This window comes from Neobacillus drentensis NBRC 102427 (assembly GCF_001591445.1).
GTDB classification, from domain to species: domain Bacteria; phylum Bacillota; class Bacilli; order Bacillales; family Cytobacillaceae; genus Neobacillus; species Neobacillus drentensis.
This window is the reverse complement of record NZ_BCUX01000032.1, coordinates 1-15,290: the sequence shown is the minus strand read 5'-3', so window position 1 is coordinate 15,290 and position 15,290 is coordinate 1. Positions and strand designations below refer to the sequence as shown.

Here is a 15,290-nt window from a genome sequence, read left to right as displayed (position 1 = left end):
TTACCTTCCTCTAATGAAGGGTTTTTGGGTATAATAGAGGATATGGATTTTTTTGAGGGGGTTGTGGCTTTGGAGTTGACGCCTGCGAGTGAACGGATTGAGCTTTTTGGGGATCAGGTGCGGGAGCTGCTGCACCCGACGGTGACGGAGAATGCACGGCTGGTTCAGAAGGGTTTGATGTTGTACCGGCAAGGGCTGGTGAAGCAGATACAGATATGGAATGAGCAAATTACGGCGACGGTCCAGGATGTGACTCCGTGTTATGTGAAGTTGAATTTTGAGTTTTTGTCGCAGAGTGAGTGTTCGTGCCCGACGGAGGGATTTTGCCGTCATCAGATGGCGGTGTTTTTTGGTGCGTATGCTCGGGTCCGCAGTGTGGCTGATTGGGTGACGGATTGGCGGGAGCCGATGCGAGAGTCGAAGTCGATTTCTGGTTGGGGGCTGCAGACGGCGAAGGATTTGATTAAGGAGAATGGGGTGTCGAAGCCGGATTATGGCCGCTGGGTTCATTCATTTGAGGTGAGCTTTGATACGCTCTTGGCGACGAAGAAGTACACGAGTCCGTATGTGATTCCAGAGCTGTTCGGGATTTATGAACGCCGGATTCATGCGAGCGCGCCGGTCGAGCAGGAGTGGCGCTTGCTGTATGAACTGGTTGGGATTGTCGTGTCATTCCGGAAGCTGGCGCGGCTGAGTGATGACCTCGGCCATGAGGAGGATATGGTGAAGCGGGCTTATTTGCATTTGTTCCATAACTTAATGGATGATGCCGAGGAGCTCTCGCTGAAAATTGGCGTGCAGTCGCTGCCGTTTGATTTTGATGAATTTGTCGAAAAATTGCGCGAGGATACGTTTGAGCTGCTGACGTGTACGCAGGGGCTAGCGTATGAGCGGATTTTCTTGTACCGGCTGTTGTGGATTCATTTTTTCAAAAAGAAGGCGTGGCGTGAGGAAGAACTGGTGAAGATTCAGACGCGGCTGAAGTCGCTGCAGGATTGGGAGAGCCCTGCGCCGCTGCTCTTGGCTGGGATTCATTTGAATTTCTTGCTTGGGGATGATGAGGCGGCGTTGAAGCTGACGGGTCCGTTTAATGATGAGGAGATTGCGCCCTATTTGGTGTATTGGATTGAGTATTTGTCGGGACTGAAGGCGTGGAAGCGCGTCGGCCCGGTCGTTGAGTTGTTTTTGCAAAAAGTGAAGGGGTATTTGGAGTGGCTCGGCGGTTATCATAGCTGTGCGACGTTTGTGCGGAATGCGCTGCGGACGGTGGCACCTTATTGTACGGAGAGTGACAGGGTCGATTTGTATGAGCGGGCGATGCTTTCGATGCTGCCTTATAGCTTTAGCGATTACGAGTATGTGTTGTTTGAGCGGAAGCAGTATGACCGCTGGGGCGAGCTCCAGGCGTTTGTCGGCTTGGATTATTATGAGCTGCCGAAGGACCGGTTGAAGCTGATTGAGAAGGAGCAGCCTGAGGTGCTGCTCGGGATGCTGCATCAGACGGCGCAGAAGGAAATTGATCAAAAGAACCGAGCGAGCTACCGGTTGGCGGTGCGCCATTTGAAGAAACTACGGACGCTGTATAAGAAGCTGAAACGGGTTGACGATTGGGAGTATTTCTTGGACACGTTGATGGAGCGGACGAAGCGGCTGCGGGCGTTTCATGAGGAGTGCAAGCGGAGTAAGTTGATTGAGGGTTGATGGCTTTGAAGGTGCTGGTGGTTTAGGCACCTTTTATTTTTGTTTTTTTGCATCAATTCTTACGGGCAGCGCTTTTTCTTTACTATTGCAATTTGTGAAGGCTCCACAGATAATTTCATTACAAAAGGAGGTTTTTTCAATGACTACTTCTGAAAAAAAGTTAAGGACTTGCAACAATGGACACACATATTATAAAAGCAGCGACTGCCCAACCTGTCCCACTTGTGAACAAGAACGCAAGCCTGAGCATGGATTTCTATCCGTACTCTCAGCCCCAGCGAGACGGGCATTGGAAAACAATGGGGTAACCACTTTGCAACAGCTATCCAATTATTCCGAGAAAGAGATTTTGCAATTTCACGGGATGGGCCCTGGTTCTTTGCCCAAACTTCGGAAGGCTTTGGAGGAAGATGGGTTATCATTTAGACCATAGATACCTTTTGCCTAGACCAGGGGAAAGAAAATAAGCACCGTATTTAACCGGGGCTGTTAATGAAAATGATTCCTATGTTATTTATCTTAAATTAAGCTCGTCTGGATTTCAGAGGGCTTTTTTGTTTGATTGTTGGTACATTATCAACTTGAGTGTCAGTTTGACTATTATGATAGAAAAAGACTTTGGGTTGGTCCCGGAATCACTTAAATGTTTCCCTTTTTACTATCAATCATTCTGGTTTCGGGATAATTCAGGCATCGCCCTCCTCTAACCGCAAATTTTTGGGTATAATAGAGGATATGGATTTTTATGGAGGCAATTATTTTATCATTTATATGCCATTTTGGTGATATTCATAGTGTCATGATGGTTTCTCTATGGCGTTATTTATGGTGTCAGGCACCGGTCGTGGACATTTATGGAACAGTTTTGTTCATTTTTTATAAGGTTTTGTGCAATTTTAGGGGACTTTTGTTCATTTTTAAAGGGGTTTTGTACAATTAGACATTTATTGGAAATTACCAGCTAGTTTTTAGCCTATTGTGTTCTCTCCCCAGCAAAGGAGTTTTTGTATCGATGCTTAAAACAAGGTTTATGAAGTTGATGACAACTAAATTAGGGGACGGCCGCTTCCTTCTTACGGCTGAGGATGAAAAAGGACGGACGATGAACCCGTTTCAGTGGAAGAATCTCGTTTTCAGCAGTCATGAAGAAAGCTTCTTTGGCACGCTCCTTGAAACGGAGACCGCAAACGGCGTGGAAGGTGTGGTGCTGAGCGGCTGGCATCTCGTTTCGCTTTTTGCCAAGGAGTCGTTTAACCGCTATATCGAATGGGATTGGAATGAGCAATCTGAGATTTGCCTAGCGGCCGCCCATTCACTTTTTGAAGGTATTTTAGAAAAAGATTGGCTGCCTGACTTTTCAGTTTGGGAGCATGGTGATTTCCGTTGGAAGCTTCCAGAGCGCGTGAAGGAAGAGTTTGACCCCTCGTTTTGGGAACAACAGATTGAGGACTCCGAAGAACCCCGCGAAGCCCCAAATGACGAGCTCGGAGACCAAAACCTAGGGACGACCAAGACTTATATCTCCGACCTCTACAACGAGGCCCTCGATGGCTACCTCACGCGGAATGCAGCGATGAAGGAGCTGTTCGGGCCGAAGCTCGATTTACTCCGCAAACAAAATATTTCGGGCGGCGAACTCGCACGCTATTTTGATGAGGAAAGCTGGCTGGAATGGGTCGGGATTAAAGAAAGTGACACGCCATTTACGATCGGGCTCCGTCTCGATGAGCCGCTTGATGGCGAAGGCGCGTGGAGCTTGGATTTATTTTTACGAGGAAAGAAAAATGTCGATGAGGTTCATGATGTGGATGGCTCCGCCAAGATACCGGCGAAGTGGCGTCCCTTTTTGGAAAAAGCCGACCGTGAGCGCGAGCGCTGGGTACGATTGATTCCGTGGTTGGGCGAGGAGGGTTCCTTCAAGACGCATCTTAGTGAGGAAGAAGCGTGGATGTTTTTGACAGAGGCGAGTGAAACCTTGGTTGCCTTAGATGTTGAAATCCTCCTTCCTTCTTGGTGGCAGGCGATGAAAAATGCCAATTTGAAGGTGAAGGCGTCGCTGAAGGGCACTTCGAGTCATCGCCCATCCTTCGTCGGGCTCCAGGCGATGCTTGACTTTAACTGGCGCTTTTCGATGAATGGTGTCGACTTTTCCGAAGATGAATTTGGGAAACTTGTTGAGGAAAAAAGACGGCTTGTGTTCATTCGCGGCCGCTGGGTGAAGCTGGATCCGCAGTTTATTCGACAGATTCAAGATATGATGAAACGTGCAGAAAAAGAAGGCTTGCACGTCCGCGATTTGCTCGAGCAGGAGTTAATTGAGGAGGATGCGACTGAGGATGAGCTGGAAAATCCGATGGCATTTGCGAAAATTCAAATTGAGTTGAACCGGCAATGGAAGCAAATGATCAAGCAGCTGTCGGAAGTGCACGAAATTCCGCTCGAGGACGTGCCGCAAGGACTGCAAGGTGAGCTTCGCCCTTACCAGCAGCTTGGGATGAGTTGGCTCTGGTTCTTGCGCCAATACGGATTTGGCGCCTGCCTCGCCGATGACATGGGTCTCGGGAAAACCGTCCAGCTAATCTCCTATCTATTGAAAGTGAAAGAAGTCGTCGGCGATGAATTGACTGTGGTGCCTGACACCAAAAGTGCTGACATGAAACCTGTGGTGCCTGACACCGAAATTGTAACGAAAAAGCGCTCCAAAAAGGATGAGGACGCCAACCCTGCCGGAAAGGTTCCGACGAAGGCGGCGCTGATTATTTGCCCGACTTCAGTGCTTGGAAACTGGCAGAAGGAGCTGGAGCGTTTTGCACCGGAGCTGAAGGTGTATTTGCATTATGGCTCGAATCGCCTGAAAGAGGAAGCTTTTGCCTCCATGGCCAAGGATGCGGATATTGTTTTGACTTCGTACGGGCTCAGCCACATTGACCTTGCGGAGTTTGAGTCGCTGATATGGAGCTCGATCGCGATTGATGAGGCGCAGAATATTAAGAATGCGCAAACGAAGCAATCGAAGGCGGTTAGAAAACTGCGCGGCCGACATCACATCGCTCTGACGGGAACGCCGATGGAAAACCGCTTATCGGAGCTGTGGTCGATTTTTGATTTTACCAATCATGGCTATCTCGGCAGCTTGGGACAATTCCAGAAAAAGTTCGTGATTCCGATTGAAAAAGATGAGAAGAAAGACAAGGTGCAGCAGCTTCAATCGTTAATCCGCCCGTTTCTACTGCGCCGCACGAAAAAGGATGAAGAGGTTGCCCTCAACCTCCCTGATAAGCTTGAGCAAAAGGAATATTGCCCGCTCACCGCTGAACAGGCCTCATTGTATGAGCAGCTCATCCATGATACATTTGCAGAAATTGAAAAACTTTCCGGCTTTGAGCGTAAGGGGCTAATTTTGCAATTGCTTAGCCGTTTGAAGCAGTTGTGCAACCACCCGGCTCTTTATCTGAAGGAAAAATCAGCCAGTCGCCAGTTGCTTGAACGTTCAAATAAGTTGGAGAAACTGGTCGAATTGATCGACGCGGTTTTGGAACAGGGCGAAAGCTGTTTGATTTTCACCCAATATATCGAAATGGGCGAAATGATCAAAAGCACCCTGAAGAAGAAATTTGGCATTGAGGTGCCATTCTTGAATGGAAGTGTTCCGAAAGTGAAGCGTGATGAGATGATTGAGCGATTCCAGAATCAGGAGTTCCCAGTGTTCTTACTGTCCTTGAAAGCGGGCGGAACGGGGCTGAATCTGACGGCCGCTAACCACGTCATCCACTACGACCGCTGGTGGAATCCGGCCGTTGAGAACCAGGCTACGGACCGTGCCTACCGGATCGGCCAATCGCGCTTCGTCCATGTCCACAAGATGATTTGCACGGGGACGCTTGAGGAAAAAATCGACGCGATGCTGGAGAAGAAGCAATTCTTGAACGACCAGATTATCCAAAGCGAGAACTGGATCACCGAGTTGTCGACGGATGAACTGAAGGATTTAGTGTATCTAGGAAAATGAGGTTGGCTCTAGGTCAACCTCCAAAAACAATTTTAATAACGTATGAAAAGACCCTCGAAAAAATTCGAGGGTCTACTTGTAATTATTTTTTCTTAACTGTAGTTTTCTTCGCTGCGCTTGTATTACCAGCTTTGTCTTTAGCTGTTACAGAGAGAACTTTACCAGCTAATTGTTTAGAAATTTTCACCGAGAACTTACCGTATTTATCAGTAGTTGCAGTTCCGAGTACTTTACTTCCAACTTTTACTGTTACCTTTGAGCCAGCTTCTGCTCTTCCTGTTACGCTTGTAGATTTCACCGTTACTTTGTTCACGCTAGGTGTTGCAGGTGCGGTTTTGTCTACTACTTTCACAGAAACCGCTTTGCTAACATTTCCGGCTTTGTCGATTGCGTAAACTTTAATTTCTGTTCCCGCTTTTTGTTTAGAAATCGAGAAGCTAAAGTTGCCATTTTTGTCAGCCGTCACACTGCGTTGATATTTCCCTGCAATGTAAAGCTTAACGGTAGCATATGCTTCTGTTTTTCCTGTTACTTTTACTGCTTTATCAGAAACTTCATAGATTTTTGTTACAGTTGGAGCTGTTTTATCAATCGTAAACTTGATGATTGTTTTCAGTCCTGCTGCATTAATTACTTCTAATGTGTAGCTTCCTTGTGCTTTAACGAGAGCTTTGTTTGTGATTGTTGTGCCATTTAACTTCGCTGTTCCTTCGTTAAAGGAAATGGTGACATCTTTATTGTAGAGACCATTGTTAGTCACACCAGTTACGACTGGAGCTGTTTTATCAATGGTAAACGAAACCGTTGTTTTGTTGCCTGCATCATCTGTTAACACAAATGTGTGTTTTCCTTCAGTTGTGACAACAACTGGTTTTTTAACTACTGGATTACCATCTAATGTAGCTGTTCCTTCAGTAAAGGAGATGGTTACATCTTTGGTGTAAATAGCATTATTGGTAACTCCGCTAACTGCTGGTGCAGTTTTATCAATCGTAAATGTAACTGTTGTTTTGTTGCCTGCTTCGTCTGTTACTACTAATGTGTAAGTTCCTTCAGCAGAAACAACTTCATCCTTTGATATTTCCTTGTCGTTCAATATAGCCGTTCCTTCGTTAAAGGAAATAGTTACATTGTGATTGTAAAGACCATTGCTGTCTACTCCTGTTACGACTGGAGCAGTCTTATCAATCGTAAATGAAACTGTTGTTTTGTTGCCTGCCTTATCAGTGACAACTAATGTGTAAGCTCCTTCAGCAGAAATTTCATCTCCACTTGCGTAGGCTACTTTGTTTAATGTTGCGGTTCCTTCTTCAAACGTAATCGATACATTTGTATTGTAAGCATTACCGTCTGCTGCACCAATGATCGATGGAGCGGTTTTATCAATGACAAAATGAATTGTCGTTGGATTTCCTGCTTTATCGACTACCACTAACGTATAAGTTCCCTCAGCAGATACCTTAGTTCCGCTTGTAAAATCTTTACCATCTAATGTTGCCGTACCATCTTCAAACGTGATTGTTACCTCTTGATTATAGATACCATCCTCAACACCAGTTACGACTGGAGCTGTTGTATCAATTGTGAACTCGATGGTTGTTTTGTTGCCTGCTGCATCGGTAATGACTAATGTGTAAGTTCCTTCTTCCCAAACCACTGTTCCACTTGTCATTTCCTTGCCGTTAATTGTAGCTGTTCCTTCATTGAAGGATACTGTTACCTCGCGATTATAAAGACCATTGTCCTCAACGCCTGTTACGACTGGAGCAGTCTTATCAATCGTGAATGTAACTGTAGTTTTGTTGCCTGCTTCGTCTGATGCGACAAAGGTGTATGCTCCATCAGCAGATACCGTAGTTCCGCTAATAAAATCATTACCATTTAATGTTGCCTTACCATCATCAAACGTGATCGTTACATCTTGATTGTAAATTCCATCCTTCACACCGCTTACGACTGGTGCTGTTTTATCAATCGTGAATGTAACTGTAGTTTTGTTGCCTGCTTCGTCTGTTACCACTAATGTGTAAATTCCTTCAGCAGAAACCACTGTTTCATTTGCGAAAGCTTCATTGTTTAATGTTGCTGTTCCTTCATTAAATGATACTTTCACATTGGTATTGTAAAGACCATTATTTTCTACACCTGTGACAACAGGAGCTGTCGTATCAGGAGCAATCGTTCCAACTAATTCTCTTGTATCTCTTACACGAATCCGCGTACCTTGTGCAAACGCACCAGATAAACCGACGGCTTCTAAGGTGTCACCTATTTTAAGAGCTGGTACTTGGACATTGCTTTGGTTGACAATGTATCCATCGGTGAACACTAACACATCACCAGAACCATCGTTGATGACATAAGAGTTTTCGTCAAACTTGGATACGACTTGACCTTTAACTTTCACTAGGAATCCTTGGTTGGCCGCAGATGTTGCTTCCCCAGTGGCTACTAGTTTCGGTTCAACAGGTGCGCCTGATCCAATTTTAATAACATCTTTTGCAAAGCTAGTAAACTCTAACTCTTTGTTGTTATCAAAAGTCTTCATGTGTCCATAGACACGGACTTTGTCACCTGGTTTTAAGGCACCATCTGGAACCTCTTGGAATGCCATGATTCCACCAGTCTCATCTTGCAAGTTGAATGCATCGAAGAAGACGCCTGATCCGGTTGTAACGGTTCCTTCAACGACTACATCTGTATCTTCGGCTAGTTTACGAACATCGGCAATGGTTGCTACTTTCATTTCACGATGTGCTAACCAGTTGACTGCGTTAAAGATTAATTCATCATTGCCTTTTGGTTCAAAAGATTCATCCATCTGTTTGTCATTAAAGATGTTCATCCCTGAAACAACCACACGGCCATTGTCACCGATTTCTTCTGATGCGATTAACGGAATCGCTGAACCGCCAGTTGCATCGGACACTACATCGTAGCTGTATCCGCCTAATACTTTTCCTTGGTAGGTTGTTTCATTTCCTTTTGCAAGGATCGTTACTTTACCCGTTTCTGTTAGTGCCTGATTATCCACACCAGAAAGACTTGTTCCGCTGTAATAATCAACAAACGAAACGCGGTCGGTGATATGGTTGGCTACTAATTTTGGATGTACTCTGACTGCAAATGGGCTAATGGCTGGATCACTCCAGAAGTTTCCGCTCTTGCTATCGTCAAATACTCCATCATTACCCATACGAATGCTTGAACCCATTTCGCTGAGTACTCCGTTATTAATAGTAGGGTCTGTGCTGTTATTGCTCTTACCAGCCATTAATAAGGAACCACCATTTTTCACAAACTTGCCAACAGCTGTTTTTTCATCCGCTGTTAAAGCTTTTCCATGTGTAAGCACTAATACTTTTGCTGTGCTTAACACGTCGTCTGTTAAGGCTGTTTTGTTTTCAGCCACCGTGTAGCCTTCTTTTTGAAGCATAAGTGTAAAGGCTTTTAAGTTATCCTTGTACGTTCCGCTGTCACCACTTGTATTTTCGTTGGCATGGTTCGCATCAATTAATACTTTAATGCCAAGCGGCTCTTTGATTTTTACAGGTAATGTGTATTGAACATCACCAAGATCAAGTCCGTCTAAAGATGTAACCACAGCAATGATCTTATGGTCGCCTTTGATTGGGCTTGTCCATGTAGCTGTTGCTGTTGCAGAAGCTTTAGATAGAATAGATGAAATATTATTTGTACCGATTAAATTATCAGATTTTACTTCATCATAATAGAAATCTACTTTTAGATTTTTAATAGTTTCAGTACCATTGTTTGCAACTGCTGCTTTTAATGTCGCAGGGTTGCCGCCAACGATCACTCCGCCATCAATATCAATTCCGTTTACTTTTACATCCACTGATTCTTCTTTTGACCAGATTGGAGAAGAGTAAATACGTTCGCCATCCATTTGGGTAACTTTTACAACAAACCATTGCTGGCCGCTTGTTACCGTATAATTTGGTTTCCATGTGAAATCTTTTTCCATTGGTGTAATCGAATCAACTACTTTGTTACCATTTGAAATTAATTCAACTTTAGCAATTCTATCATCTGACTTATAAGAGGCTGGAAGATAATTATAGTCTGTGCTATTTTTTGCTTCCGCAACTAAGTCACTGCCTTTAATATCAAAGCTTAGTTTCTTACTATCAACTGTTGAACCCATATAATAGCCATTAGCAGAAACATCTAATGTGAAGTTCGGATCTTCTTCCATGTAGACGCGCATATTACGCATCGAGTTCATTAAGGAATCTTGTGAAAGATCGTCTGCAACGATAACTGTACGGGCATTGATTTGACCCCATGTTCCTTCGTGGTTATCTTCACCATACGTAGGAGCAAGGTGCCAGCCTAAATCTAGTGTTGAGAAATATTTCGTTTCGGCATTGGCATAGCCGTAGTGACCAGAACCATTACCTACTTCAAGCATGGTAAATAATTTATCGACATCGCTATTGTACGGCTTAAAGTTGTTAAAGGCATTTGCTGACATATCCGGGTGGTTAAATTGACCCACGATATTGTCATACGTTAATACCCATGCATAATATTGGTTTAAGTCTTGGTATTGCTTTCCGTTAATGTTACGGTCGATGAAATTATCTGTTCCAAAGATATTTGAGTGGCCCCATGTAGTTGAGGTCATTTCAAATGCTGGGAATACTACATATTCACCGTTCTTTGTATATTGTTTAGCAAGGTCTTTCGTCGTTTGCCACTGTGTACCACCTGAACGCTCCTGCATGACAGTTTTGCCATCTTTAGAGGGACGGTTGACTGTATCGGTTCCTAATTTTTCAGGATCGATATCATGTGAGTGGTCAGAGAAGGCAAACCAATCGTAATTGTATTTTTGACCCGCTTGTAATGCTGCTTCTGGTGAACCGGCACCATCATGTGAAATGTTGGTATGGTTGTGTGTTGTCCCACGGTAGTGGTTTCCGCCAGCGAAACGTGGAACGATTTCAAACGTCCATTCCTTTGTATTCGTGTTTTCTTTTGTATCTGTTGCAGATACCTTTACCGTATGGACCCCAATTGTTAGATCCGCAGTTGGTGTATATTTCACCTGCATTTTTGTAAGTGTCGCTTCCGGAGCTTTTATTTCCGTTCCATCAAGCCACATTTGAACAGATGACTCATTCACTCCACTTGGATCATTAATTAATACGCTAATTTCCGGATGTGGAGTTTCCACTTTTGCACCTTTTTGAGGTGTCTCCCCGCTGAAAGCAGGACCTGTTATATCTTCGATTACTGCTACAGAATTTGGTGCCTCACTTGTACCGGCAGATTGTACCTTCATACCAGCTATTGCTTCAATATAGTAGTCGAAGCCGTTTACTGGAACGTTCGCTGCATCCAATGTTGCAGTGTAACGGCCGGTATCGTCGTTCCCCATTATTAATGGAGTATAGTCAGTAGCTCCTTTGGCACGATAGTAAACTGTTACACTATCAGCACCATCAGCATTGGCTACAAACTCAACATTTGTATCTTTGTATACTTGTTTTAATGGAGTGTGCGTGATTCCTAAGATTGATGCGATATCTTTCACGTCACGTGGGAATACTTGGTATCCACTAACGTGAGTGGCATTAGTTGTGTATTGGCCAACAATACCTGTAATCGAGTAGCTTTTACCAATTACTAGGTCGGTATCAGGTTTGATACCAGTTGCCCCCATAACACGTAAAGTAGTTGCTTTATTATTTTCATCCAAGAACGTTACGTTGTAATTAGTTCCTGTTGCTACTACGGCTGAAACCTTTCCTGTTACTTTTACAAGGCTTCCTTCAAGGGGTTCAGCTGCTGTAAAAGTGTTTAAATCAAGAATCGTAATGTCTTTTGCTGTTGGAAGGGCAAGACCTTCGTCAAGTCGTTGAATCGCTGTTGGTTCGAACTCAGTCATACCATTATAAACAATGACTTTACCTGTAACTCGTAACTTGTCACCGCGTTGTACGGTAAGTCCAGAATCAAAGTTACCAAAAACATTGATCCCGCCTGTTGCATCTTGGATGTAGAAGTTGTTTTTCTGTGTACCAAGAATGCCATTTTGAATCGTGACGACACCTTCAACAGTAAAGAAACCGTTTAGGTTTGCTAAAATCCCTTTTGAGTCCGTTGCTTTCACTTCGTTAAGCGGTGTAATGGTAGTCAACACTGCTTTTTCAACGGCTACAGGAGCACTTGGAAGCATGATCCCTTTATTTGATGTTGATTGTTGTGTTACATAGACTTTATCAGGAGCATTGCTGTTAATTCTAACGTTAAAATCTCCAGTTGTTCCTGCTGTTGTTGATGTAAGGAGTTCAGCTGCAGTTGCCGTTGCATTCGGATATACATTGATAATAGAATCCTTTGCAGCTGCACCGGCATTGCCGATTAATGTTCCTACACCACCTGTTACCATGTAGTTTAATTGATCAACAGCAACGCTTGTTGATGTGATTGCTTTATCAATTTGAATAGTTGTACTTTCATCCAAGTCGCCTTGTTTGGCAGCAACATAAACAGCTACAGGTGCTGTTTCAGATGTAAAGATGATTTCAAAGGAACCGTCAACCCCTGCTGTTGCAGTGCCAAGTACTGCTCCCTTTTTTGAAGCTCCATATACATTAACAGTTGAGCCAGGTTCTGCCGCTAGGGCTCCACCTTTAACTGTTGCTGTTGTATCTTGTAATAAAAATTGAATAACATTGCCTTTTGGTTGCAAGCTAATCACTGGAACCATTGGGGCTTCGACTGGTGTCGAGCTATTCCTAGGATTAGGAGTAACTGTTACAAAATCTAGTGCATTATCATTCGTATCCCAAGCATTACCTAAACCTGAAGCAGGAGCAGTATTTGCATATGGTATACGCATTACACTAAGACTTGCTGTTGGAGATTTGGTAGGTCCAGTACCTTCAAAACCTACTGTCCCAGTACCGTATCCGACAAAATCTACAACCCCTTGAGGATATTGACCGGTTACGAGAGTAGTACTATTAACAAGAACAACCTTTCCTGTACCAGCTCCCATACCTAATGAACCAGTTGCATCTGGTGTCGGTAGTGGTTTATCTTTTACAGAAGTGCCTGCTGCTTCTTGAATTAGATAAAATCCATGAGATTTTATTGTGCCTGCAAGTGGAGTAGCTGTCCAAACTGGTCCAGTAGCACTAGTCCATTGAACTGACCATCCATCTAATGAAACATCACTATCTGTTGGATTATATAATTCAATAAAATCATTGGTAAATACTGCTCCACCATTTCCTCCCCCACCATAAACTTGCGAGATAACAATATGATCAGCCTGTTCTGCATGTGCTCTAATTCCTAGACCACTTGGCAAAAAGGTACTGATCAAGAGAAGTGCTGCCATGAACGTGCTTGTCCAGCTCTTATATTTCCTTTGTCTAGCTTTCATCCATTTACCACCCTTTGTCGTAATTTGCTTTTTCAAACACCGAAAGTAGCGCTTACATAACTGCCACTTTTGAATGTTTTCAATTACTCTATTATTCTACAAAATTTTTAGGACTATGGATATATAATTATTTATTAAATTATTGTTAAATAGACTACAATATTTTTTAATAAGGTATACAACCGTTGATAGAATGTGATTATATTAAGGAGGTTTTACCATTATTAATGTTTTAGGTAAATTCAGTTAACTATTTTAAAATAACATTCAGGAGGTTCATCTGTGTTTTCATCTCTCTCCACAATCCGACATATTGGGAGCTTTTTCGATAGACGTCGCCAATTCTGTAGTTTTCTTGCTATTTTCTTTATTGCATTCATTTCTTTTCCTGTGCTTGCCAATGCACACGCATATAGCGCGAGTTATACAAAAATAACGATGGATGACAAGAAAACCGAATTGGTATTTACGCTTGATACTTTATCGCTTATCGAATTATTGCCTGATATTGATAGTAATAAAAACTGGGTCCTCGAAAAATCAGAACTGAAAAAGGATCGGCATCATATAGAGGAATTAATTACTGAAGGTTTGACGTTGGACAAGAACAACAAAGAAGTAACACCTAAGGTCGAGAATATGAAGCTTGTGAAAAAGGAGAACAAAGAATTTGTTTCCACGACTCTGATATTTCCTGCTTTTTCGCCAGGTGACACGATCGTCTATAATGATGGCTTTTATTTTAACGATACCGGGGCCAATTATGTTGACCTCATTTCCGCCGACTTGATGGGCCAGACGAGTGAGGCAGTCATACAGGGGAAGGAACGGACTTGGACGATTTTATTAACAGAAGTGCAGCAGGAGCAAGGCCAAGGTCAAACCACTCAGCCTGATACTGGTACTGTGCAAGATCAAGCTAAGGCAGCTAAACCTGTTGAAAAGTCAGCGACTTCTACGTGGTTTTCCTTTTTCAAACTAGGAACTCTTCATATCCTCACCGGCTATGACCACCTATTATTTCTGTTTGCCTTGTTACTTCGCAAGCAAACCTTTAAGCAATATGCTGCTATTGTTACATCGTTTACGATCGCTCATAGTATCACGCTAAGTCTGGCCGTATTAGGCTGGATCACGCTGCCCTCCCGTTTTGTCGAGGCAGTGATTGCCTTTAGTATTTGTTATGTGGCTGCAGAAAATATTTTCAGGAAGGAAATTCGCCACCGTTGGACGATCACTTTCCTATTCGGGTTAATTCATGGACTAGGATTTGCTAGTATCTTACGCGAAATGTCGATCCCAAAAAGCCATCTGGCTGTCGCTTTACTGAATTTCAATTTAGGGATTGAGGCTGTTCAGCTCTCACTAGTCCTTTTACTGCTTCCATTATTGTCATTTATGTTCAAATTAAAAAGCTCCCGAAAAATTGTCATCTATGGCTCGTATGCGATTGTTGCGATGGGTGCCATTTGGTTAATTCAAAGACTATTTTTTTAAAAAGAAAAAGACTGTCCTTTCCCGCTAGAACGAGCGGGATTTGGGGTAGTCTTAATTAATTTTTCTGTATAATTTTGCTATTCCGCCTATTAGGTAATCGCTTTCATGTGAAGTAATTCACATGTATAATGAAAATATAAAGAATCTAATTACCTAATTCAGGGAGGAAATTAAGATGCTTACAGACTTTTTATTCGAACTTAAAAACTGGTGGTTTGGCGAGTCATTTGATGAAACAGAGGAATTTGAACGGCTTGAATCCAAACATACCAGAGTTCACCATGATCAATATCTGAACGAAATTATTCGTGTTCATTAATCCATTTTACCATTCAAGTAAGCCCCTTCTTAAGAATAAAGGGTTCCATTTTGAGGTGTTTTTCATAAAATACGTGCCGAAATGACAGTCGTATTGGTATATAAAAGAGTAAAACTCGCCATAGTAATTGGCGGGTTTTTTTAATAGGAATTCAAAAACCATTTTTTATAATACTCCCCGTGATGCGTCAAAATGCGGCTCCTTTGGATTTTTGAGATAAAACTCACTCCTTTTTAAATAAGATATCTTGTCCTTAATCGAGTAGGCTGTAAAAGTATAATAAGCGGAGATTTTCCGGTTAAATGCAAAATCGAGCCCGTTTCGGGGGATATAAGCGGAGG

General features: G+C 43.1%; 6 protein-coding genes. 5 read left to right on the top strand and 1 reads right to left on the bottom strand.

Going from position 1 to position 15,290, the window contains the following annotated elements:
* Nucleotides 1-42 precede the first annotated feature (42 nt).
* The 3 genes from BDR01S_RS16080 (at nt 43) to BDR01S_RS16070 (ending at nt 5,710) form a co-directional block, all read left to right on the top strand.
* Nucleotides 43-1,701, top strand: coding sequence for a hypothetical protein (locus BDR01S_RS16080; protein ID WP_066259512.1), 1,659 nt, complete (start codon nt 43-45; stop codon nt 1,699-1,701).
* Between the two features lie 139 nt (nt 1,702-1,840).
* A complete protein-coding gene (locus BDR01S_RS16075; RefSeq protein WP_066259513.1) occupies nt 1,841-2,134 on the top strand; it encodes an RNA polymerase alpha subunit C-terminal domain-containing protein in 294 nt (97 codons plus the stop codon).
* Nucleotides 2,135-2,713: 579 nt separating this feature from the next.
* Nucleotides 2,714-5,710: a DEAD/DEAH box helicase gene (locus BDR01S_RS16070; protein WP_066248532.1), complete on the top strand. Its 2,997-nt coding sequence runs from the start codon at nt 2,714-2,716 to the stop codon at nt 5,708-5,710.
* Nucleotides 5,711-5,792: 82 nt separating this feature from the next.
* On the opposite strand, the gene BDR01S_RS16065 is transcribed toward BDR01S_RS16070, so the two are convergent.
* Entirely contained in the window at nt 5,793-13,169 is a 7,377-nt protein-coding gene (locus BDR01S_RS16065) for an Ig-like domain-containing protein (protein ID WP_157412937.1), read from the bottom strand.
* A gap of 246 nt (nt 13,170-13,415) precedes the next feature.
* Here BDR01S_RS16065 and BDR01S_RS16060 point away from each other — a divergent pair, with 246 nt between their 5' ends.
* A complete protein-coding gene (locus tag BDR01S_RS16060) occupies nt 13,416-14,630 on the top strand; it encodes a HupE/UreJ family protein (RefSeq protein ID WP_235846586.1) in 1,215 nt (404 codons plus the stop codon).
* A 175-nt stretch (nt 14,631-14,805) separates the two neighbouring features.
* On the top strand, nt 14,806-14,949 hold the full coding sequence (locus BDR01S_RS25405) for a hypothetical protein (protein ID WP_157406190.1): 144 nt from the start codon (nt 14,806-14,808) through the stop codon (nt 14,947-14,949).
* Nucleotides 14,950-15,290: the final 341 nt, after the last annotated feature.